Annotated in this window: 21 protein-coding genes; 10 read left to right on the plus strand and 11 right to left on the minus strand. The window is 59.5% G+C overall.

Annotation, left to right across the window (positions count from 1 at the left end):
* Positions 1 to 75: 75 nt before the first annotated feature.
* From pncA to sppA, 3 genes are all read right to left on the minus strand, one after another.
* Positions 76 to 717: a bifunctional nicotinamidase/pyrazinamidase gene (gene pncA, locus SP99_RS08815; protein WP_025757381.1), complete on the minus strand. Its 642-nt coding sequence runs from the start codon at positions 715 to 717 to the stop codon at positions 76 to 78.
* Between the two features lie 9 nt (positions 718 to 726).
* Complete coding sequence (gene ansA, locus SP99_RS08820; protein WP_008500705.1) at positions 727 to 1,743, minus strand: asparaginase; 1,017 nt, start codon at positions 1,741 to 1,743, stop codon at positions 727 to 729.
* A 63-nt stretch (positions 1,744 to 1,806) separates the two neighbouring features.
* Complete coding sequence (gene sppA, locus SP99_RS08825) at positions 1,807 to 3,663, minus strand: signal peptide peptidase SppA (protein WP_047958306.1); 1,857 nt, start codon at positions 3,661 to 3,663, stop codon at positions 1,807 to 1,809.
* Between the two features lie 167 nt (positions 3,664 to 3,830).
* On the opposite strand from sppA, the gene SP99_RS08830 reads away from it, so the two are divergent.
* The 3 genes from SP99_RS08830 (at position 3,831) to SP99_RS08840 (ending at position 7,454) form a co-directional block, all read left to right on the plus strand.
* Entirely contained in the window at positions 3,831 to 4,382 is a 552-nt protein-coding gene (locus SP99_RS08830; RefSeq protein ID WP_045285253.1) for an NAD(P)H nitroreductase, read from the plus strand.
* Positions 4,383 to 4,498: 116 nt separating this feature from the next.
* Positions 4,499 to 5,542, plus strand: coding sequence for a selenide, water dikinase SelD (selD, locus tag SP99_RS08835; RefSeq protein WP_047958307.1), 1,044 nt, complete (start codon positions 4,499 to 4,501; stop codon positions 5,540 to 5,542).
* Between the two features lie 4 nt (positions 5,543 to 5,546).
* Positions 5,547 to 7,454, plus strand: a complete 1,908-nt coding sequence (locus SP99_RS08840; RefSeq protein WP_047958308.1) for a DNA topoisomerase III — start codon at positions 5,547 to 5,549, stop codon at positions 7,452 to 7,454.
* A 69-nt stretch (positions 7,455 to 7,523) separates the two neighbouring features.
* Here the strand turns inward: SP99_RS08840 and gdhA are convergent, their stop codons facing one another.
* The gene (gene gdhA, locus SP99_RS08845; RefSeq protein WP_047958309.1) at positions 7,524 to 8,867 is read right to left on the minus strand and encodes an NADP-specific glutamate dehydrogenase; all 1,344 of its coding nucleotides are present in this window, start codon (positions 8,865 to 8,867) and stop codon (positions 7,524 to 7,526) included.
* 228 nt (positions 8,868 to 9,095) lie between these two features.
* Here gdhA and SP99_RS08850 point away from each other — a divergent pair, with 228 nt between their 5' ends.
* Complete coding sequence (locus tag SP99_RS08850) at positions 9,096 to 9,368, plus strand: YnjH family protein (RefSeq protein ID WP_025757376.1); 273 nt, start codon at positions 9,096 to 9,098, stop codon at positions 9,366 to 9,368.
* Here SP99_RS08850 and SP99_RS08855 read toward each other — a convergent pair.
* Positions 9,328 to 9,744: a pyrimidine (deoxy)nucleoside triphosphate diphosphatase gene (locus SP99_RS08855; protein ID WP_025757375.1), complete on the minus strand. Its 417-nt coding sequence runs from the start codon at positions 9,742 to 9,744 to the stop codon at positions 9,328 to 9,330. The two genes, SP99_RS08850 and SP99_RS08855, sit on opposite strands and share 41 nt — an antisense overlap.
* Before the next feature lie 75 nt (positions 9,745 to 9,819).
* Here SP99_RS08855 and SP99_RS08860 point away from each other — a divergent pair, with 75 nt between their 5' ends.
* Positions 9,820 to 10,389, plus strand: a complete 570-nt coding sequence (locus tag SP99_RS08860; RefSeq protein ID WP_047958310.1) for a carboxymuconolactone decarboxylase family protein — start codon at positions 9,820 to 9,822, stop codon at positions 10,387 to 10,389.
* Positions 10,382 to 10,999: a CDP-alcohol phosphatidyltransferase family protein gene (locus SP99_RS08865; RefSeq protein ID WP_047958311.1), complete on the plus strand. Its 618-nt coding sequence runs from the start codon at positions 10,382 to 10,384 to the stop codon at positions 10,997 to 10,999. The genes SP99_RS08860 and SP99_RS08865 overlap by 8 nt, the downstream gene beginning before the upstream one ends.
* Here SP99_RS08865 and SP99_RS08870 read toward each other — a convergent pair.
* The 6 genes from SP99_RS08870 to xthA all read right to left on the minus strand — a co-directional run bounded on the left by SP99_RS08870 (position 10,996) and on the right by xthA (position 17,171).
* Positions 10,996 to 12,303: a sulfurtransferase gene (locus tag SP99_RS08870; protein ID WP_047958312.1), complete on the minus strand. Its 1,308-nt coding sequence runs from the start codon at positions 12,301 to 12,303 to the stop codon at positions 10,996 to 10,998. The genes SP99_RS08865 and SP99_RS08870 overlap by 4 nt on opposite strands.
* Before the next feature lie 73 nt (positions 12,304 to 12,376).
* Positions 12,377 to 12,997 carry an ATP-binding cassette domain-containing protein gene (locus tag SP99_RS08875; RefSeq protein ID WP_047958313.1) on the minus strand — a complete coding sequence of 207 codons (621 nt, stop codon included), beginning with the start codon at positions 12,995 to 12,997 and terminating at the stop codon, positions 12,377 to 12,379.
* Entirely contained in the window at positions 12,997 to 14,526 is a 1,530-nt protein-coding gene (locus tag SP99_RS08880) for an ABC transporter permease family protein (protein ID WP_047958314.1), read from the minus strand. The genes SP99_RS08875 and SP99_RS08880 overlap by 1 nt, the downstream gene beginning before the upstream one ends.
* Entirely contained in the window at positions 14,499 to 15,659 is a 1,161-nt protein-coding gene (locus SP99_RS08885; RefSeq protein WP_442855369.1) for an ABC transporter substrate-binding protein, read from the minus strand. The genes SP99_RS08880 and SP99_RS08885 overlap by 28 nt, the downstream gene beginning before the upstream one ends.
* A 15-nt stretch (positions 15,660 to 15,674) precedes the next feature.
* A complete protein-coding gene (locus SP99_RS08890; protein ID WP_047958316.1) occupies positions 15,675 to 16,358 on the minus strand; it encodes a TVP38/TMEM64 family protein in 684 nt (227 codons plus the stop codon).
* 6 nt (positions 16,359 to 16,364) lie between these two features.
* The gene (gene xthA / locus SP99_RS08895; RefSeq protein ID WP_045285263.1) at positions 16,365 to 17,171 is read right to left on the minus strand and encodes an exodeoxyribonuclease III; all 807 of its coding nucleotides are present in this window, start codon (positions 17,169 to 17,171) and stop codon (positions 16,365 to 16,367) included.
* A 433-nt stretch (positions 17,172 to 17,604) separates the two neighbouring features.
* On the opposite strand from xthA, the gene astC reads away from it, so the two are divergent.
* Genes astC through astB form a run of 4 tightly spaced genes read left to right on the plus strand, consistent with a single transcriptional unit; the run spans position 17,605 to position 22,652 of the window.
* Entirely contained in the window at positions 17,605 to 18,825 is a 1,221-nt protein-coding gene (gene astC, locus SP99_RS08900; protein ID WP_047958317.1) for a succinylornithine/acetylornithine transaminase, read from the plus strand.
* A complete protein-coding gene (gene astA, locus SP99_RS08905; RefSeq protein WP_025757366.1) occupies positions 18,822 to 19,856 on the plus strand; it encodes an arginine N-succinyltransferase in 1,035 nt (344 codons plus the stop codon). The genes astC and astA overlap by 4 nt, the downstream gene beginning before the upstream one ends.
* The gene (gene astD / locus SP99_RS08910; protein ID WP_047958318.1) at positions 19,853 to 21,340 is read left to right on the plus strand and encodes a succinylglutamate-semialdehyde dehydrogenase; all 1,488 of its coding nucleotides are present in this window, start codon (positions 19,853 to 19,855) and stop codon (positions 21,338 to 21,340) included. The genes astA and astD overlap by 4 nt, the downstream gene beginning before the upstream one ends.
* Positions 21,327 to 22,652: an N-succinylarginine dihydrolase gene (gene astB / locus SP99_RS08915; RefSeq protein WP_047958319.1), complete on the plus strand. Its 1,326-nt coding sequence runs from the start codon at positions 21,327 to 21,329 to the stop codon at positions 22,650 to 22,652. Before astD ends, astB begins: the two co-directional genes overlap by 14 nt.
* Positions 22,653 to 22,659 lie beyond the last annotated feature (7 nt).

The following is a 22,659-nucleotide window of genomic DNA, read 5'->3' on the forward strand; positions in this document are numbered from 1 at the left end:
TGGCGCTGCGCTTACCCGGCCTACAAAACCAAAGAAAGTAGGCCGGGTAAGCGCAGCGCCACCCGGCATAAAAGACTACGCCTGCGTTTCCAGCCAGTCTTCGAGCGTATACAGCGTCGCGCCTTCCGCGGCCATGTCCATAAACGCCTGGGCACTGTCCTGCGGCTGAATATTCACCCCACGGCAACCGTCGGTGATGACGCTGACGGTATAGCCTAACTGGAGCGCATCCAGCACGGTAAACTTCACGCAGTAATCGGTTGCCAGCCCCAGCACAATCAGCTCCGTGATTTCATGGTGACGTAACCACGCGTCCAGCGCCGTTTTCTGGCGATGCCCGTTATCAAAAAACGCGCTGTAGCTGTCGATAGCCGGGTTTTCCCCTTTATGGAACACCGCATCGATGGCTTTCTGTTTCAGGAGCGGATGCAGCTCCGCGCCCTGTGTCTGCTGTACGCAGTGATCCGGCCAGAAGGTTTGTGGCAACCCGTCGAGTTCTCCCTGAGTGAATGGCTCGACGTGATGCTGGCTGGCAAAGCTGCCGTGATTCGCCGGGTGCCAGTCCTGGCTTGCGACAACGGCTTCACCGCGGGCTTTGCACCAGTCAATCAGCGTGTTGGCCACGTCAACGGTGCTGTCACCTTCGGCGACGGCCAGCGCACCGCCCGCGCAGAAATCATTTTGCAAATCGACCAGTAGCAGGGCGCGTTGCTTCATGAGACCTCCTTATTCGTCAGGCGTCAGTTCGCCGCGCAGGTTTTGCATCATCGCGCTGCGAATGGACTGAATATCCAGATCCTGGCTCAGTAAATAGTGAAGTTTAGTCAGCGTTGCCTCAACGGTCATGTCGAAGCCGCTGATCACCCCCGCATGCGCCAGCGCGTTGCCGGTGGCATAGCCGCCCATATTGACTTTACCGGACATGCACTGCGTCAGGTTCACCACTACAATTCCGCGCTCGCTGGCCTCCTGAAGCTCTTTCAGGAATTCGCCGTTCTGCGGCGCATTGCCCACGCCATAGGAGCGCAGAATCAGCGCTTTCACCGGCTGGCGCAGGAAGTTACGCACCACGTCCGCAGAGATCCCCGGGTAGATGGTGACCACGCCAATCGGTTGCGGCGTGATCGGATGCACAATCAGCTCGCCTGCGGTGTTTGGCGCAGGCGGGGTTCCCAGACGACGAATATGAATACCGGCTTCCAGAAGCGGCTGAAGGTTGGGTGAAGCGAATGCGTCAAACCCGTCGGCATGGGCTTTGGTGGTGCGGTTGCCCCGATACAGGCGGTTGTTAAAGAACAACGACACTTCGTTAATTGGGTAATTCGCCGCTACGTACAGGGAGTTCAGCAGGTTGATCTGACCGTCGGAGCGCAGCTCCGCCAGCGGAATTTGCGAGCCCGTCACGATAACCGGCTTGCTCAGATTCTCCAGCATGAAGGAGAGCGCCGAGGCGGTAAAGGCCATGGTGTCGGTACCGTGGAGGATCACGAAACCGTCATACTGGTCGTAATGGGCTTTGATGTCATCCGCGATGTGCTGCCAGTCTTCTGGCGTCATATCGGAGGAGTCCATCAGCGGCTCATACTCGTGGATAGTGAAGTCAGGCATTTCCGGACGGTGGAATTCTGGCATCAGCGCAAGCTGACGCTGAAGGTGGCCGGAGACGGGGATATAGCCGTTTTCAGAGCGTTGCATACCGATGGTACCGCCAGTGTAGGCTACATAAATCGATTTCTTCTGCATGATAGTGAGTTCTTGTTCTTCAAAAGAAAAAAATCCCCTCTTCGCGAGAAGAGGGGACGGTTTTTAACGGACGTTCGCGCAGGTCAGGCAAAACGCGTAACGACTTTGTGGATCATTAAAGGCCGCGAGCTTATCGCTTTCCGCTTTCATCGCTTTTGCCGCCGTGGCGACGGGCGCAGGCAGATAGGCCTGCAGCGCCTCCGGCAGCATGGCGCGCACGGAGCCGGACATGCTGTCCATGACCATATCAAAGAACGACGGCTCGTCCTGATAGTATTCAACATGCCACTGTTTCAGCTTCGCCAGTTCAGCGGCCTTCTTCACCGCGTCATCGAAGTCGCCCAGGCTGTCGACCAGACCGTTGCTCTTCGCATCCTGGCCGGTCCAGACGTGGCCCTGGGCAATCTGGTCGATCTGCTCAGGCGTCTTTTTACGCGAATCCGCCACCAGGGTGATAAAGCGTTTATAGCCGTTCTCAATGCTGAGCTGCATCATCTCAGAGACTTCCGGCGGCAGAGATTTTGTCACCGACACATCCGCCAGCGGGGAGGTCGCCACGCCGTCGGTATGCACGCCCAGAGAATCCAGGCTGTTTTCCACGGTGTTGATCACCCCGAAGATGCCAATTGATCCGGTCAATGTGCTTGGGTTAGCCACGATATAGTTAGCGGGAGTGGAGATCCAGTACCCCCCGGAGGCGGCCATTCCGCCCATTGAGACGACGACCGGCTTGCCGGCGGCACGCGCGGCAGCCAGTTCAGCGCGGATCACCTCGGAGGCGCTGACGCTGCCGCCAGGGCTGTTCACCCGCAGCACAATCGCTTTCACTTTCGGATCCAGGCGCGCATCGCGGATTTGTGATGCCGTGGTATCACCGCCCACGTTCCCCGGGGTCTCCTGACCGTCCATGATGGCACCGTTGGCAAAGACCACCGCGACGCTGTCACCGCTCTCATCCGGTTTTTTCGCCGAGTAGTCGTACATGCTGATGGCGCTGTAATTTTTGTCCTCTTTGCTCCAGCCAAACTGTTTGCTCAGGGATTTTTCAATTTCGGCGCTGGTGCCCAGGGCATCAACCAGTTTGTTGTCGAGCGCATATTTCGCGGTATCGCCATCCACTTTACGCAGGCCGTCCAGCACGCCCTGTGCGCCAGGGAACACCTGTTCCGGCGTAATCTGGCGGTTAGCGGCAACGGTGCCCAGATAGTTCTGCCACAGTTCGCCAATCCAGCGGCTGTCCGCTTCACGGGCGGCAGGGGACATATCATCGCGGATGAACGGCTCAACGGCCGACTTATAAGTCCCGACGCGGAAGACGTGGGTGGTGACCTTCAGCTTGTCGAGCAGCGATTTGTAATACAGCCCGTTGGTGGCAAAACCGTGCAGATCGACCGTGCCCTGCGGGGAGAGCCAGATCTTATTGGCAAAGCTCGCCAGATAATATTGCCCCTGGCTGTAGCTGTCGCCCACGGCAATCACCGGCTTGCCGCTGTCGCGGAATTCGCGCAGCGCTTTACCGATGTACTGCATGGAAGGCTGATCGCCGCCGGCAAAATCTTTCAGATCCAGCACGATCCCGGTGATGTTACGGTCGTCTTTGGCCTGACGAATGGTATCGACAATATCAAACAGGGAATTTTCCTGCAGACGGTCTGATGTCGCGCCAAACAGCTGGCGGCTGATTACCCCCAGACGGCTGCTGGCAGACGGTTTATCAACAATAACGCCGGTGATATCGAGTAACAGCGCCCCGCGAGTCGAATGCTGCGCCTGATTCGCGTTACTGATGTGCATCCAGATGCCCGCGCAAACCAGAACCAGGAAAATGAAGAAGATGTTCATCACCAGGTTGCGGACGAAGTTGAGCAGTCGCCACGTCCATTTAAAGAAACCGGCAAAGATTCGCCAAAGGGTTCGCATGTATTCTCCCTAACCAGAAAATGACTGTTTCCGCCGCCACTGGACGGTAATGTTGGGTTATCGTAATGACCCAACCGCCACTTGTCAGCAGGAATCGCCTGCCAGGCTGTAACAAAATCTGCCGTCGTGTTAATTTTGTGAGTAAATTTCAAGAAAGGAGTTAACCAATGGATGCACTCGAACTGCTTGTTAACCGCCGTAGCGCTTCACGTCTGGCCGAACCGGCCCCGGCGGGCGAACAGCTGGAGAACATTCTGCGTGCCGGTATGCGTGCCCCCGATCATGGCACTCTGCAGCCGTGGCACTTCTTTGTGATTGAAGGCGAAGGCCGCGATCGTTTCAGCCAGTTGCTGGAGCAGGGCGCGGTGGCCGCAGGGCAGGATGAGAAAGGTATCGACAAGGCGCGTAATGCTCCGTTCCGCGCCCCGATGATCATCGCTGTCGTGGCAAAATGCCAGGCTGACCATAAGGTGCCGGTCTGGGAACAGGAAATGTCTGCCGGCTGCGCCGTGATGGCGATGCAAATGGCCGCTGTCGCGCAAGGCTTCAATGGCATCTGGCGCACCGGTCCGCTGACCGAAAGCCCGGCGGTCCGTGACGGTTTTGGCTGCGGCGAGCATGACAAAATTGTCGGCTTCCTCTATCTCGGTACCCCGCAGCTTAAAGCCTCCAGCACCATCAGCGTGCCGGACACCACGCCTTTCGTCAGCCGTTTCTGATAACGCACGCTAAACTGTCTGGATTCTGAGCATCTGCCGCAGAATTCAGACAGTCATACTTACCTCTTTATGGAATGAGCGCTACCATAGCGCGATTGAGATGACAGGAGACGTCCATGAGCGAGCAAACCATTCGTTTAACGCAGTACAGCCACGGAGCCGGTTGCGGTTGTAAAATTTCCCCGAAAGTGCTGGAGACCATCCTGCACAGCGAACAGGCGAAGTTTGTCGACCCGAACCTGCTTGTCGGCAACGAAACGCGTGACGATGCAGCGGTTTATGACCTGGGTAACGGCACCAGCATTATCAGCACCACCGACTTCTTTATGCCGATTGTCGATAACCCGTTCGACTTCGGGCGTATTGCGGCCACTAACGCCATCAGCGATATCTTCGCCATGGGCGGCAAACCGATTATGGCGATCGCTATTCTGGGCTGGCCGATCAACACCATCCCGCCTGAAGTTGCCCGCGAGGTGATAGATGGCGGGCGTTTCGCCTGTCAGCAGGCGGGGATTGCGCTGGCCGGCGGTCACTCGATTGATGCGCCGGAGCCTATCTTCGGGCTGGCCGTCACCGGTGTGGTGCCGACCGAGCGCGTGAAGCGTAACAGCACCGCGCAGGCGGGCTGCAAGCTGTTCCTCACCAAGCCGCTGGGCATTGGCGTGCTGACCACTGCCGAGAAAAAATCCCTGCTGAAACCAGAGCACCAGGGGCTGGCGACAGAAGTCATGTGCCAGATGAACCTCGCGGGTGCCGCTTTCGCCAATATCGACGGCGTGAAGGCGATGACCGACGTGACCGGTTTTGGTCTGCTGGGACACCTCTCCGAAGTGTGTCAGGGGGCGGGCGTGCAGGCGCAGGTCTGGTATCAGGACTTGCCGAAACTGCCGGGCGTGGAAGAGTACATTGCTCAGGGCGCAGTCCCGGGCGGTACCCAGCGCAACTTCGCCAGCTACGGTCATCTGATGGGCGGAATGCCTGAAGAATGGCGCAACCTGCTGTGCGATCCGCAAACTTCCGGCGGTCTGCTGCTGGCGGTCACGCCGGAGTCTGAAGCCGAGGTTCAGGCGACGGCTGCCGAGTTTGGCATTACCCTGACGGCGATCGGCGAGCTGGTGACCGCACGCGGTGGCCGACCGATGATTGAGATCCGTTAATTCGATGCGGTTGTTTATTGCCGAAAAGCCGAGTCTGGCGCGAGCCATCGCCGATGTGCTGCCTAAACCGCATCGCAAAGGCGATGGCTTTATTGAATGCGGTAACGGGCAGGTGGTCACCTGGTGTATTGGTCACCTGCTTGAGCAGGCGCAGCCGGATGTCTATGACAGCCGCTACGCCCGCTGGAATCTGAATGATTTGCCCATCGTGCCCGAAAAATGGCGCCTGCAGCCCCGACCTTCGGTCACCAAACAGCTCAACGTGATCAAACGCTTCCTGCATGAAGCGGCTGAGATCGTGCACGCGGGTGACCCGGACAGGGAAGGGCAACTGCTGGTGGATGAAGTGCTGGACTACCTGGAGCTGGCACCGGAAAAGCGCCAGCAGGTACAACGCTGCCTGATCAACGACCTCAACCCGCAGGCCGTTGAGCGTGCGATCTCGCGTCTGCGCGCCAACAGCGAGTTTATCCCGCTGTGCGTCTCCGCGCTGGCGCGTGCGCGTGCGGACTGGCTGTACGGCATCAACATGACCCGCGCCTACACCATCCTCGGGCGTAACGCTGGCTATCAGGGCGTGCTCTCCGTGGGCCGCGTGCAGACGCCGGTGCTGGGGCTGGTGGTGCGTCGCGACGAAGAGATTGAGAATTTCGTCGCCAAAGATTTCTTTGAAGTGAAAGCGCATATCGTCACCCCGAAAGAGGAGCGCTTTACCGCTGTCTGGCAGCCGAGCGATGCCTGCGAATCGTATCAGGATGAAGAGGGGCGGTTGCTGCATCGTCCACTGGCGGAGCATGTGGTTAACCGCATCACCGGGCAACCGGCCATCGTGACCAGCTATAACGATAAACGGGAATCAGAACCCGCGCCGCTGCCGTTTTCACTTTCTGCCCTGCAGATTGAGGCCGCGAAGCGCTTTGGGCTTAGCGCGCAGAACGTGCTGGACATCTGCCAGAAGCTGTATGAAACCCACAAACTCATCACCTATCCGCGTTCGGACAGTCGTTACCTGCCGGAAGAGCATTTTGCCGGACGCCACGCGGTGATGAACGCCATTAGCGTCCACGCGCCGGATCTGCTGCCGCAGCCGGCGGTGAACCCGGACACTCACAACCGCTGCTGGGATGATAAGAAGGTGGATGCCCACCACGCGATTATCCCGACGGCCCGCGCCAGCAGCGTTAACCTGACGGATAACGAAGCGAAGGTCTATAACCTGATCGCCCGTCAGTACCTGATGCAGTTCTGCCCGGATGCGGTGTTCCGCAAATGCGTTATCGAACTGGAAATTGCCAAAGGCAAATTTGTCGCCAAAGCGCGCTTCCTCGCGGAAGCGGGCTGGCGCACCCTGCTTGGCAGTAAAGAGCGCGACGAAGAGAACGACGGCACGCCGCTGCCGGTGGTGGCTAAAGACGACGAGCTATTATGCGAGAAAGGGGAAGTGGTTGAGCGCCAGACGCAGCCGCCGCGCCATTTCACCGATGCGACGCTGCTGTCGGCGATGACCGGGATCGCCCGGTTTGTGCAGGATAAAGATCTGAAGAAGATCCTGCGCGCCACCGACGGTCTGGGCACCGAAGCGACCCGTGCCGGAATCATCGAGCTGCTGTTTAAACGCGGTTTCCTGGAGAAAAAAGGACGCTATATCCATTCGACTGAGCCGGGACGCGCCCTGATTCATTCCCTGCCGGAGCTGGCCGCAAGGCCGGACATGACCGCGCATTGGGAATCGGTGCTGACGCAGATCAGCGAAAAGCAGTGTCGTTATCAGGACTTTATGCAGCCGCTGGTGGGGACGCTTTATCAGCTGATCGATCAGGCGCGCAGCACGCCGGTGAAGCGGTTCAGAGGAATGGTGGCACCGGGTAGCGGTGCGAAGAAACCGTTTAAAAAGAAAAAGAGCTCGGCCTGATACGCCCGGTTTTCTCCCTCTCCCCGTGGGAGAGGGCCGGGGTGAGGGCACCCGGCCGCACGATAAAGCTTAAATCACACCCTGCCCAATCATCGCATCCGCCACCTTGACGAACCCGGCGATATTCGCGCCGCGCACGTAGTTGGTTTGCGACGCCTCTCCGCCGTACTCCACGCAGGCGTGGTGAATATCCAGCATGATATGGTGCAGACGCGCATCCACTTTCTCCGCTTTCCAGCCGAGACGCGCGGCGTTTTGCGCCATCTCCAGACCGGAGGTCGCCACGCCGCCTGCGTTGGCGGCTTTGCCCGGCGCAAACAGCACGCCCGCTTCCAGGAACAGATCGGTGGCCTCGATGGTGGTCGGCATATTGGCCCCTTCGGCCACCGCCTTCACGCCATTGCTAATTAATGTCCGCGCGGCGTCCACATCAAGTTCGTTCTGCGTGGCGCACGGCAGGGCGATATCCACCGGCACGCTCCACGGCTGTTTGCCTTCCAGCCAGGTCAGGCCAAACTCTGCGGCATAGTCGGCGAGACGGCCATCGCGGCTGGCTTTGATTTCGCACAGGCGCGCCAGCTTTTCCGCCGTAAAGCCCGCTTCATCCACCACCGTGCCTCTGGAGTCTGACGCCGTCACCACGCGGGCACCAAACTGCATCGCTTTTTCGATAGCGTACTGCGCTACGTTACCGGAGCCGGACACCGCCACGCGCATCCCTTCAAAGCCCAGTCCGTGGCGCTTGAGCATCGCCTCAGTGAAATAGACCAGGCCGTAGCCCGTGGCCTCCGGGCGGATCAGGCTGCCGCCGAAGGACAACCCTTTGCCGGTGAAGACGCAGGCGCTGTTGTTGGAGAGCTTTTTCATCATCCCGGCCATAAAGCCCACTTCGCGGGCTCCGACGCCGATATCTCCCGCTGGCACGTCGGTATCCGGGCCAAGGTGGCGGTAGAGTTCGGTCATCAGCGCCTGACAGAAACGCATCACTTCGCCTTCGCTTTTGCCTTTGGGATCGAAATCACTTCCGCCTTTACCGCCGCCCATCGGCAGGGTGGTCAGCGCATTTTTAAAGGTTTGCTCGAAACCGAGGAATTTGAGAATCGACAGGTTAACGGAGGGGTGGAAGCGCATCCCGCCCTTAAACGGCCCGATGGCGGAGTTAAACTGCACGCGCCACGCGCGGTTAACCTGAACCTGATTACGATCGTCCACCCAGGTCACGCGAAACTGGATAACGCGCTCTGGTTCAACCAGGCGCTCAAGCAGAGACAGCTGACGATAACGTGGATTTTCTTCAAGGAAAGGCCACAGGGTGGTCATCACTTCACGAACGGCCTGGGCAAACTCGCTTTGATGCGGGTCGCGCTGCTGAACATGGGCAAGGAAACTTTCCAGAGAGCGTGTCTGATCCATAGATATAAGAACCTCTTATAGTTATTTGTGTCTATTGCTTATGCAATTTGTGTTGTTTTTTTGACTATACCACCCGCACCGCTTTGTGAAGCAAGCAGAAATTCATGCCGAAAGGGAAATTAATGACCCGGGGCGGGTCATAACAAAAAGCGATGACGAGATAAATTAAAGGTTCCGCGTGGATTAACCGTTATAGTCTTTATCAGGACACGACAGGAAGATAAGTCTATGAACCGTTATGTATTCACCGCGTTATGTTTGATGTTCTCCGCCGGCGCGCAGGCAGACCGTATTCGCCCGGATGTGGAAGTGAATGTCCCGCCTGAGGTCTTTAGTTCCAGCGGCCAGAGAGCGCAGCCCTGTAACCAGTGCTGCATCTATCAGGATCAAAACTATTCCGAGGGAGCGGTGGTGAAGGCGGACGGCGTGCTGCTGCAGTGTCAGCGCGATGAGCGCGCCATCAGCACGAACCCGCTGGTCTGGCGTCGCGTAAAACAATAAACGCTTCCAGCAGCGGAATATCGGCCGGGGCTAAGGGGTAGCTGAACGCCTCTTCTGGCGTACACCACACCAGCGCGCTGTGGTAGTGCGCCGTGAGCTCGCCGCTAAAAGCGGGCACGTGCCAGGCATGCAGGTGGATCAACCGCTGCGAGACCTCCCGCTGGTGGCTGGCGACATACTGGCCCGGAAGGGCCACAATACCGAGTTCTTCCTGCAGTTCGCGGATAAGCGCCTCCGGTTGTGTTTCGCCGGCTTCCACCTTTCCGCCGGCGAATTCCCACATCCCCGGTTGGTCAGCGTGAGCAGGGCGCTGTGCCAGTAAAATGTTGCCGTTTTTTTCGATGATGGCCGCAACGACATCGACTGTTTTTAGCATGGGCGTCAATACTTAATAACGAAAAACACCATATTATCGTGCCCTTTGTCAGAGTCCAGCCATCAGGAGAATCCGGTGAAAGAGACGTACACCTGGGTCGACCCCATCCCAACCCTTCCGGCGAGTTTAAAACCGATTGCCGCCATGCAGAAAAAACATTTTGGTGCCGTGCTAAACCCCACGCGCTGGTGGGGACGTATGCCGCGTCTTTTCTGGCTGGTGGCGCTGTTTGTCGGTTTTCTGGAGCGTCGTGACGCGCGCCTGACGCCCGTACTGCGCTCCCTGCTCATGACGCGGGTATCGCAACTCTGCCACTGCGCTTTTTGTATCGATGCCAATAGCCTGCGGCTGGCCGAACGCTGTGGGGCGCTGGATAAAGTTCAGGCCGTGAGCAACTGGCAAGACTCCGCGCTGTTCACGAGCCAGGAGCGTGCGGCGCTGGCCTACGCCGAGGCGGTGACCGCCACGCCGCCCCGGGCGGATGAGGCCATCCGAACGGCGCTGAAACATCACTTCACGGACGACGCGATTACTGAGATGACGGCGCTCATTGCGTTTCAGAATCTCTCTGCCCGCTTCAATGCCGCCCTGGATATTCCGGCTCAGGGATTGTGTGCCACGTTTAACGAGACGCCTCATGCTTGATCGCCACCTGCACCCGCGGTTAAAACCGACACTGAATCGACTGGTGTCCGTGCTGGATAAGCCGGGCATCACCCCCGACGGATTAACCCTGACCGGGTTTGCCATCGGCGTGCTGGCGCTGCCGTTTCTGGCCCTTGGCTGGTACTCCGCGGCGCTGGTCGCTATTGCGCTCAACCGCCTGCTGGATGGTCTGGACGGCGCGCTGGCGCGTCGGAGAGGGCTGACGGACGCAGGGGGATTTCTCGATATCGCGCTCGATTTTCTGTTCTACGCCCTGGTGCCGTTTGGTTTTGCGCTGGCGGCACCCGCTGAGAATGCGCTGCCTGCCGCCTGGCTGCTGTTTGCGTTTATCGGCACCGGCAGCAGTTTTCTGGCGTTTGCGGCGCTGGCCGCGAAGCACGACATTGACAACCCCGGCTATGCGCACAAGTCGTTTTATTACCTCGGCGGGTTAACGGAAGGGACGGAGACCATCGCGCTGTTCGTACTGTGCTGCCTGTTTCCGGCGCACTTTGCGCTGTTTGCGTGGGTATTTGGCGCGCTGTGCTGGCTGACCACAACAACGCGCATCTGGAGCGGGTACGTGACGCTTAAATCACGTCACGCTTAGCGGGCGCTGTCGGGCCCGCGCTCGCCGGTGGAGACCGGGTTCTGCGGGTAACTGCTCCATTCGTACCAGCCGCCGTCATAGACCGCGACCTTCCTCCAGCCCATCGCCCGGGCGTACATGAAGGCTTCAGACGCCCGCCAGCCTGTACCGCAGTAAAACGCGACCTGTTGTTCCGGCAGAATGTTCCAGCGTTTCCACATGGCGGCAATATCGTCAGCTGTGCGCATGGTGCCATCCGGGTTATGAAAATCTTCCATGTGGGTGGCATCGCTGCCGGCGTGGCCCCAGCGGGCACCGGCAATGTCACCTTTGGGTTTGATGTAGCTGTAGCCGCTGGTTTCGCCGATGAACTCCGGCCACGAACGAATGCTGACCAGGGAGGCATCCTGGCGGTGCAGCATCCCGCGCGCCTGCGCCATATCAACCATCAGCTGCGGCTGGCCGGGGATCGGCGCGCCAAAATCAGGGGCCGGCGTCACCTTCGCTGGCGTACCGCGCTCAACCGGAAGGTTGGCATCTGACCACGCCTTCCAGCCGCCATCGAGAAGGCGCACATCTTTCACCCCCGCATAGAGCATAATCTGCGCCACGCGTGCGGCGGCGTAGACGTCACGGCCATACAAAATGACGGTCGTGTCGTGTCGGATCCCGTGCTTCGCCAGCATCGCTTTCAGCTTATCGTCGGAGACTTTATTCCATAGCGGCTCGCTCTCCACTTCGTTGGTGTCGATATAGCCCGCGCCGGGAATGTGATTTAGCAGATAAAACTTCGGCGCGCCCCAGGCGGCCTCAATCACTTTCCAGTCACCCTCCGGTGCGGCAACCACCGGTTTACCCTGCTGAAGCTGATGGATCCACTGCGGGTAGACGAGCTGTTCGAAATGGGGCAGGCGCTGAAGGCGCTCGGGCGTCTGCAGGGCATCGCTGAGCAGCGAAACAGAATGGAATCCAGCTTTCTCCAGACGGGCTCTCACCGCCTGGTTATCGCGCGCGTTCCCATACAGCGCGATGGCCGACGAGGGGGTAAGCTGATGCTGTTTGGCCCACAGCGCAATCTGCTCGTCGCTCATCGCGTCCAGCCAGGCGGCTGACAGATTAAGTGCGGCGGGTTCATGCCCGGAGGGACCGCTGAGCGTTTGCGGCCAGCCGTTATAGAAGGCGCTGGCGCGGGTGTCGACAGGCGTGCCGTGCTGTGCCTGAAGCTGGGACAGCGTAATCGCGTTGGGCATATCAGCGGCCAGAGAGGAAAAAGAGGCGAGGCCGCAGAGCAGGGCCAGCGCGGTCAGTTGAGAAACACGTTTCATCGAATAACCTGACGTCAGTAAAAGAGGGGGGCATTGTCGTCTCTCCCGTCATGGAAAACATTGCGTTAGCACATTATTGCCAGCGAGAAATCTCAATCAGCTCGCCGCCGGGCGGAATATCGTCCTCATCGTGGGTGACCAGCACCACCGGAATATCGCGTGCGCGAATGGCGTCAAATACCCATTGCCGAAATGAGGCCCGTAGCGTTTTATCGAGGCGGCTGAACGGTTCATCCAGCAGCAGAGCCTTCGGCTCCGCGAGCAGGGCCCGCAACAGGCTGACCCGGGCGCGCTCCCCGCCGGAGAGGGTTGCCGGATCACTGGCGTAATGGCCGCCCAGACCAGCGGAGTTCAGCGCCTGCTCGACAGCTTCCCGACGCGCGCCTCCGACGATCCGCTCAGGCAACGCCAGCAGCAGATTTTGCCCGACGCTGAATGTGTCGAACAATAGCGCGTCCTGAAAGAGAATACCCAGCCCGCGGGATTCCACGGGAAGGCCGTCGCAGCGACGCGCGTCGAGCCACAGTTCGCCCCGCGCCTGAAAATCGTCTGACAACGCGCCGACCATCCAGGCAAAGAGGGTCGATTTGCCGCTGCCGGAGGGGCCCATCAGGGTGACTATCTCCCCGCGGGGCACGCAAAAATTGACCTCGCGGAACAGCGGTTCGATGGTGAGATTTTTTACCTTCAACATTAACGTAATCCCTGGCGGTAGTGGCCCACGAACCGGGATAGCAGGGCGGCAAGGCCAAACACGGCCCCCGTAACCAGCAGTAACCCCAGCGCCCGGTTAGCCAGAAGAGGAATGCTGCCCCCGCTGCTGAGCGCGACGGTTTCGGTAGTCAGCGTGGCGAAACGCCCTGCGCCCAGCCACAGCGTTGGCATGTACTGCGCCATGCTGACGGAAAAACCGGTGGCAAAGGCCAGCAGCGCGGGGCGTAGCAGCAGCGGACATTTCAGCAGGCAGAAGATTTTTGTCCGTCGCCAGCCCAGCGTTCTGGCGGTAAGGATAAGCCGGGGATCGATCCGGCGCCAGGCAGGTTGCAGCACCAGCAGCATCCACGGTAACACCCACAGCAGATGGCTCCAGAGCACGGCGGCATACTGCCCGTCGAGCCCCAGCTGCAACGCAATCGTATACTGGCCGGTGACGAGCGGCAGTGCCGGAAGGGCAAGCGGAGACCATACCCACACTGTGCCGCGCAGCGGTCCCCATTCCAGCCAGAGCGCGCTGACGACCAGGCCGAGCAGGCCAGACAGCAGGCCGAAGGAGAGGCTGTTCCCCACAGGGCCCACGTCGTCCCGCTGCGCCAGCATCAGCAGCACCGCAGCGCACAGGACGCCGCATGCGGGCAGAAACCCGCTTACTGCGCTTTCCGGCAGAATGCGCTCAGATCGGCGGCGCGTCCCGGTGAGGTCGGCAACCGTGCGGCGCCATGCCTTCCAGAAGCCGTACCCCAGGGCGGCCAGCGCAGCCAGCAGCAAAAGCAGAACCAGGCACAGCAGCATCCCTTTCACCTGCTGCCCGGCATCGCCCTGGCTCAGCCACTGCCAGGCCAGCACGGCCAGGGTAGGCGGATTTCCGGGGCCGAGAACGATCGCCACATCCACGACCGACAGCGACCACGCCAGTACCGCCAGCATCACCGCGCCGAGGACAGGGGCGATCGCCGGGAGGATCAGCCAGTTAAGTATCTGAAACCGCCCGTAACCGAAGGTTCGCAGGACAATCTTCTGCTGTGCCAGCCGTTTTTCCGGCAGCACGGCGTAAATTGCCCACAGCACAAACGCGCTCTCTTTTACGGCGAGCGTCAGCCCCAGCCCAACGCCGTAGCGGTCAAAGGGAGCCGTACAGACGGTACAGAACTGGTAGAACAGACCGCCCTCGGCAAACAGCAGTAATGCGCTGGTGGCAAACGCTACGTGCGGGATCGCCAGCAGCCACGGCAGGCGCGTGGTGAGACGTCGCCAGCGTTTGCCGGGCCAGAAAAGGCTGACGAAAATCAGGGCAATCAGCAACGCGCCCAGCGTGGCGATGAGCGTTGAGACCAGCGTGGCCACGGCCGCCTGCGGAAGCTGCGGGTCGTCCAGCAGCCTCTGCCAGTTTGCCGCAGAAAACGCCGGGGCTAACAGCATGGCGCCAGCGGGCAGGATCGGCAGATAGATAACCGCCATCGCCAGCCAGACCAGCCCGCTTAGCGGGTGCCGTAACGACGCAGCCATTCCTGCTCCAGCGCGTTCACCCAGCCGGACTGCGGCTCTGCAAGCACTTTCGGTAGCCCCTGAGGCGTGTAGGCCTGCAAGCGCGTTGCTTCACTGTCAGGCAGCGCCCTGGCATCCAGCACGCTTGGGTCGCCCCAGACAGCGGGGTCAGCTTTGCGGATCTGCGCCTGCGGCGAGAGCAGGAAATTGGCGACCACCTTCGCGCCTGCACTGGCGCGGGCGTTGGCCGGAATCGCCACAAAATGGACGTTACCGATCGTTCCGCCGTGGAAACCAAAGCTGTAGCTGTCGGCGGGCAGTTCGCCGCGGGCGACTTTTTGCTGCGCATGGGCCGGGTTAAATGTCAGCGACAGGTTCAGACTGCCGCTGGCAAGCAGGGCATCCATCCGGGCAGGTGAGGGCGGGAAATCTTTTCCTTCGCGCCACAGCAGCGGGTGGAGTGTGTCGAGGTAATCCCAGAGCGGCGCGGTCACCTGGGCAAAGGTATCATCGGGCGCTTTTTGCAGCGCCTGTGGACGAGCGGTAAGCGCCAGCAGCAGCTGCTCAAGGAATGCCGTGCCGGTAAAATCGGGCGGGCGAGGGTAGCTCATCTTACCCGGATGCTGCTGCGCGTAAGCCAGCAGCGCCTGCGGATCCGCCGGTGGCGCTGGCATGCTGCCTTTGCGGGCGATAAAGGTCAGCTGCGCGCCGCCCCACGGCGATTCTGCCCCGTCTGTGGGCACCGCAAAGTCTTCGGTAACGGGTTTGCGGGTATCGACATAGCGCCAGTTCGGCAGCGTCTGTGCCCATCCGCTCAGCAGCAGGTTAGCCTCTTTTAACGTGCGGAAATTTTCACCGTTGACCCACAACAGATCGACGGAGCCGTTGCTCTTACGTCCTGCGGCGGCTTCCGTCTGAATGCGTTTTACCGCGTCGGCAGCGTCCGCCAGCGGGACGATCTTAAGGGTAATGGCATAGTGCGTTTGCATCTCACCGCTGACCCACTCCAGATAGCGGTTTACCGCCGGATCGCCGCCCCAGGCGTTAAACCAGACGGTCTGGCCTTTGGCCTGTTGTTGGATTGCCTGCCAGCTGTCGGCAGCACAGAGGGGGGCTGCCAGCAGCAGGCCGGTCAGAAACGCGCAAAAACGCACACGGCGCATAATGCCTCACTTTTTAGACAAGGGGGTGTAGCGGGAAAAGAGCTGGCGTGTGACCAGTGGTAATAACCCCAGTAGTGTAAAGGCGAATACCATGCCCGGCGACAAAATATCGCGAAGCGATGCCACTTTTCCCAGTTCGCGCCCGGCGTTCAGAAAGACAACCGTCGCGGGCAGCATCGCCACCTGGCTCACCCACCAGTAGCGGAATACCCCCATGCGGGTCAGCCCCATCAGCAAATTCACCAGAAAAAACGGGAACAGTGGCATCAGGCGCAGGGCAAAAAGATAGCCCGCGCCGTCATGCCTCATGCCAGCGTTAACCGTTTTCATCTGCTGAGCAAATCGCTGCTGGACCCACTCACGCAGCAGATAACGGCTGGCGAGCATCGCAAGCGTTGCCCCGAGCGTCGAGGCAAACGAGACCAGCACGATGCCTTCACCCAGGGGAAACAGCGTCCCACCCAGCAGGGTCAGTATCGCTGCACCGGGTATCGACAGGGCGGAAACCAGCACATAGAGCGCAAAAAAGATCATGGCGCTCTGCAGCGGCGCGTGGTCGACGTGGGCGAGTAACGCCTGCTGATGCGTTTTAATCCCTTCCAGAGAGAGTGTGCCCGGTGGAAGGAGAACAAACGTCAGAATAAATGCGCCCAGAAGGGCGCACAGGAGAAGGATTTTTCGACTGTTCACGCGTCATTACAGCTTGAAGGTCGCCCACACTGGCGCATGATCGGACGGCTTTTCCATGCTACGGATATCGTAGTCGATCCCGGTTTCGATGCAGCGTTCTGCCAGCGGCGCGCTGGCCAGCAGAAGATCGATGCGCAGGCCACGGTTGTCGTCAAAGCCTTTTGAGCGATAGTCGAACCAGGAGAAGCGGTCCTGCGTTTCCGGGTTGGCATTGCGGAAGGTATCCACCAGGCCCCAGCCCAGCAGGCGCTCCATCCACTCACGCTCTTCCGGCAGGAAAGAGCATTTGCCGGTACGCAACCAGCGCTTGCGGTTCTCTTCGCCAATACCGATATCGAGATCCGTCGGGCTGATATTCATGTCGCCCATGATCAGCACCGGATTCTCTTTTTTGAGTTCGGTTGTCAGGAAGTCCTGCAGATCCTGATAAAACTTCGCTTTGGCCGGGAATTTTGTCTCGTGGTCACGGCTCTCACCCTGCGGGAAATAGCCGTTAATGACCGTGATATTGCCGAGCGCAGAAGGCACTTCCGCCATGATGATGCGGCGCTGGGCTTCTTCACCGTCACCGGGGAAGCCGCGGCGTACGGAAACCGGCGGCGCTTTGGTCAGCAGCGCGACGCCATAGTGACCTTTCTGACCGTGGTAAAAGACGTTATAACCGAGTTTCGCCACCTCTTCGAGAGGGAACATGTCGTCGTGGACCTTGGTCTCCTGCAGGCCAATCACATCTGGCTGATGTTGCTCAACGATAGCTTCAAGCTGATGAGGGCGGGCACGCAGGCCGTTGATATTAAAAGAGACAAATTTCATAGTCGCTGCCAGTGCAAGGTGAATAGTGCAAGGATGGTAGCAGAATTTGCGTCAACTGTTACCGGCTTCGACCAATAACTGCGACAGATATTGCCGGTGGTGCAATATTTGCACCATTCTGACGCGCATCGCCCTCAAACAGGGCGTAAATGGCCGATAAATTTCGCGAGCGATCACAATTCCAGAATTATATTTGGCCTGTGCATACTCTTTCTGATTTTCATGCGGCAAAGCGCCGCTTGTCGTAAAAATATTCACTTTTTATGCACTAACAGTGAATAACTCCATGTTGTAACTCATTGATATTCTGTTCATCAGACCCGTTTATGCATTTTTATCGCTGGCTGGCACGAAGGCTGCAATCTACATTCACAGTGCAAACACTCAATTATTTAACATTCAAATAACCTTTTATTTACCGGATGAGGTCGCTATGTCTCTGTCAATTACGCGTGAAAATTTCGATGAATGGATGATGCCGGTTTACGCTCCGGCGGCTTTTATTCCGGTTCGTGGGGAAGGCTCGCGCCTGTGGGATCAGCAGGGTAAAGAGTATATCGACTTTGCGGGTGGGATTGCGGTAAACGCGCTGGGTCATGCGCACCCGGCGCTGCGTCAGGCGCTAAATGACCAGGCGGCGAGGTTCTGGCATACCGGCAACGGCTTTACCAACGAGCCCGCGCTGCGCCTGGCGAAAAAGCTGATCGACGCGACGTTTGCCGAAAAAGTCTTTTTCTGTAACTCAGGGGCGGAAGCCAACGAAGCGGCACTGAAGCTGGCGCGCAAATATGCCCACGACAAATTTGGTGCCCACAAGAGCGGTATCGTGGCGTTTAAAAATGCCTTCCACGGGCGCACGCTCTTTACCGTCAGCGCGGGCGGCCAGCCTGCTTACTCGCAGGATTTCGCACCGCTGCCGCCGGATATCCGTCACGGTATTTATAACGATCTGCAGTCCGCCAGCGAACTGATCAACGACACCACCTGTGCGGTAATTGTCGAGCCGATGCAGGGTGAGGGTGGCGTTCTTCCGGCACAAAAAGCGTTCCTGCAGGGGCTGCGCGAGCTGTGCGATCGTCACAATGCGGTACTGATTTTCGATGAAGTGCAGACTGGCGTGGGCCGTACGGGTGAGCTGTATGCCTATATGCACTACGGCGTTACGCCTGACGTGCTTTCTACTGCCAAAGCGCTGGGCGGCGGCTTCCCGATTGGGGCGATGCTGACCACCGATAAATTCGCCAGCGTGATGACCGTGGGCACCCATGGCACCACTTACGGCGGCAACCCGCTGGCCACCGCTGTCGCCGGGCAGGTTCTCGACATTATTAATACCCCGGAGGTGTTGAAAGGCGTTAAGCAGCGTCACGACTGGTTTGTTGAGCGTCTGAATGCCATCAACAGCAAAACGGGGCTGTTTAAAGAAATTCGCGGTCTGGGGCTGTTAATTGGCTGTGAGCTCACCGCTGAGTTTGCCGGAAAAGCTAAACTTATTTCACAGGAAGCGGCAAAAATGGGCGTGATGGTCCTGATTGCCGGTGCCAACGTGGTGCGTTTTGCTCCTGCGCTGATTGTCAGCGAGGAAGAGGTGCAAACCGGTCTGGACCGTTTTGCGCTGGCGTGTGAACAGGTGAAGTCCGGGGTGTCATCATGATGGTCATCCGTCCCGTTGAGCGCGGCGATCTCGCCGGGCTCATGCAGCTTGCCGGTAAGACGGGAGGCGGGCTGACCTCGCTTCCTGCCGATGAAAAAACGCTGTCGGCGCGCATTGAGCGCGCCCTGCAAACCTGGCAGGGGACGTTGCCAAAAAGCGAACAGGGATATGTGTTCGTGCTGGAAGACACCACCACGGGAACCGTGGCCGGGATCTGCGCTATCGAAGTGGCCGTGGGGCTTAACGACCCGTGGTACAACTACCGCGTTGGCACCATGGTACATGCTTCCAAAGAGCTGAACGTTTATAACGCGCTGCCGACGCTGTTTCTCTGTAATGACCACACGGGCGCCAGCGAGCTCTGCACGCTGTTCCTCGACCCGGCGTGGCGCAAAGAGGGCAACGGCTATCTGCTCTCTAAATCGCGCTTTCTGTTTATGGCCGCCTTCCGCGATCGCTTTAACGAAAAAGTGGTTGCGGAGATGCGCGGTGTGATTGACGACAAAGGCTATTCGCCGTTCTGGGAGAGCCTGGGCGAGCGCTTCTTCTCGATGGAGTTCAGCCGGGCGGACTACCTGTGCGGCACCGGTCAGAAAGCCTTTATCGCCGAGCTGATGCCGAAGCATCCTATTTACACCCATTTCTTAACGCCGGAAGCGCAGGCGGTGATCGGCGAAGTCCATCCGCAAACCGCGCCTGCCCGCGCGGTGCTGGAGAAAGAGGGCTTCCGCTACCGTAACTATGTGGACATCTTTGACGGTGGGCCAACGCTTGAGTGCGATATCGACCGCGTCCGTGCGATCCGTAAAAGCCGGCTGGTTGAAGTTGCCGAAGGTCAGCCCGCGCCGGGTGACTGGCCGGCGTGCCTGGTGGCGAACGAAAATTACACCAACTTCCGCGCCATGCTGGTGCGGACCAACCCGAAATGTGAACGTCTGGTACTGACGGCTGCAGAACTGGATGCCCTGAAATGTAACGCCGGCGATACGGTTCGCCTGGTGCGTCTCTGCCCTGAGGAGAAAACAGCATGACATTATGGATTAACGGTGACTGGGTCACGGGCGAAGGCGAACAGCGCGTAAAAACCAATCCGGTAGGCAAAGAGGTGCTCTGGAAGGGGAACGACGCCAGCGCCGCGCAGGTGGAACAAGCCTGCCATGCCGCGCGTCGCGCGTTTCCGGCGTGGGCAAAACAGCCTTTCGCCGTGCGCCAGGCACTTGTTGAAAAGTTCGCCGGGCTGCTGGAAGCGAACAAAGCCGAGCTGACGCGCATTATTGCCTCTGAAACCAGTAAACCGCGCTGGGAAGCGGCTACGGAAGTGACGGCGATGATCAATAAAATCGCCATTTCAGTGAAGGCCTACCACACCCGCACCGGCGAGCAGCATACCGAGATGCCGGACGGCGCGGCCACGCTGCGCCACCGTCCGCACGGCGTGCTGGCGGTGTTTGGTCCGTACAACTTCCCGGGGCATCTGCCGAATGGCCACATCGTGCCGGCGCTGCTGGCGGGCAACACCGTTATTTTCAAGCCGAGTGAGTTAACGCCGTTTACCGGCGAGGCGGTGGTTAAGCTGTGGGAACAGGCGGGCCTGCCGCCGGGCGTGCTGAATCTGGTGCAGGGCGGGCGTGAAACCGGTCAGGCGCTGAGCGCGCTGAGCGATATCGACGGCCTGCTGTTTACCGGCAGCGCCGGGACGGGCTATCAACTGCATCGCCAGCTGGCGGGGCAGCCGGAAAAAATCCTCGCCCTCGAGATGGGCGGCAACAACCCGCTGATCGTGGAAGATCCTGATGATATCGACGCCGCGGTGCACCTGACGATTCAGTCTGCTTTTATTACCGCCGGGCAGCGTTGCACCTGTGCCCGGCGTCTGCTGGTGAAACGGGGCGCGCAGGGGGATGCGTTCCTTAAACGTCTGGTTGAGGTGAGTGCGCGTCTGGTCCCCGCCGCGTGGGATGCCGACCCGCAGCCGTTTATCGGTGGGCTGATTTCCGAGCAGGCCGCGCAAAACGTGCTGAAGGCCTGGCAGGAACACGTCGCTCGCGGGGCGAAAACACTGCTCGAACCGAAGCAGGTTCAGCCGGGTACCTCGCTGCTAACGCCGGGCATCGTTGAGATGAGCGGGGCGAGCAACGTGCCGGATGAAGAGGTCTTTGGTCCGCTGCTCTGCGTCTGGCGTTATGACGATTTTGACAGCGCCATCGCAATGGCCAACAACACCCGCTACGGCCTGTCGAGCGGACTGATTTCGCCGCAGCGTGAGAAGTTTGAACAGCTGCTGCTGGAAGCGCGTGCGGGGATTGTGAACTGGAACAAACCGCTGACCGGTGCTGCGAGCACCGCGCCGTTCGGCGGCGTGGGCGCGTCGGGCAACCATCGCGCCAGCGCGTGGTACGCCGCAGATTACTGCGCATGGCCGATGGCGAGCCTGGAAAGCCCGGCGCTGACGCTGCCGGAAACGCTTAATCCGGGGCTGGACTTTACCGGAGGGGAACGTCATGAAAGCGCGTGAAGTCAACTTTGACGGGCTGGTGGGGCTGACGCACCACTACGCCGGTCTCTCTTTTGGTAATGAAGCCTCGACGAAGCACCGCTTTCAGGTCTCCAACCCGAAGCTGGCGGCGAAGCAGGGGCTGTTGAAAATGAAAGCGCTGGCGGATGCCGGTTTCCCGCAGGCGGTTATTCCGCCGCAGGAACGCCCGAACGTGGCGGTGTTGCGTCAGCTCGGTTTCACGGGCAGCGATGAGCAGGTCGTTGAAAAAGCGGGCACGCAAACGCCGCACCTGCTCTCTGCGGCAAGTTCGGCCTCTTCGATGTGGGTCGCCAACGCGGCCACCGTCGCCCCGTCAGCCGACACGCTGGATGGCAAAGTCCATCTGACGGTGGCGAACCTGAATAACAAATTCCACCGCGCCACCGAAGCGGAAACCACCGAGCGCGTGCTGCGCGCCATATTCAACCATGACGCCCATTTTGAGGTGCATCAGGCCCTGCCGCAGGTGGCAATGTTTGGCGATGAAGGCGCGGCCAACCATAACCGGCTGGGGGGCGATTACGGTGAACCCGGCGTGCAGCTGTTTATCTACGGGCGCGAGGAGGGCGGTCATTCTGCCCCTGTTCGCTATCCCGCGCGCCAGACGCTGGCCGCCAGTCAGGCGGTCGCCCGCCTGAACCAGGTCAATCCTTCGCAGGTGATTTTTGCCCAGCAAAACCCGCAGGTGATCGACCAGGGGGTGTTCCATAACGACGTGATCGCCGTTTCGAACCGTCAGGTCCTCTTCTGCCACGAGCAGGCGTTTGCCCATCAGGAGAAGCTGCTCGCCACGCTGCGTGAACGCGTACCCGGTTTTATGCCGATTCAGGTGCCCACCCGGGCGGTGAGCGTCCAGGATGCGGTCGAAACGTATCTGTTCAACAGCCAGCTGTTGAGCCGTGATGACGGCAGCATGATGCTGGTCCTGCCGCAGGAGTCGCGGGATCATGGCGGGGTGTGGCGTTACCTGACCGAACTGGTGAAGGCCGATAACCCGATTGACGAGCTGCGGGTGTTTGACCTGCGCGAAAGTATGGCCAACGGCGGCGGACCGGCTTGTCTGCGCCTGCGCGTGGTGTTGACGCAGTCAGAAATGCAGGCCGTTAACCCGGCAGTGATGATGAATGAGACGCTGTTTACTACCCTGAACGACTGGGTGGACCGCTACTATCGCGACCGGTTAACGCAGGCTGACCTCGTTGACCCGCAGCTGTTGCGCGAAGGTCGCGAGGCGCTAGACGCGTTAACATCAATCCTGCAGCTGGGATCGGTTTATCCGTTCCAGCGCTAAGGAGTGG

Source organism: Enterobacter sp. BIDMC92 (genome assembly GCF_001030225.1).
GTDB lineage: Bacteria > Pseudomonadota > Gammaproteobacteria > Enterobacterales > Enterobacteriaceae > Enterobacter > Enterobacter sichuanensis.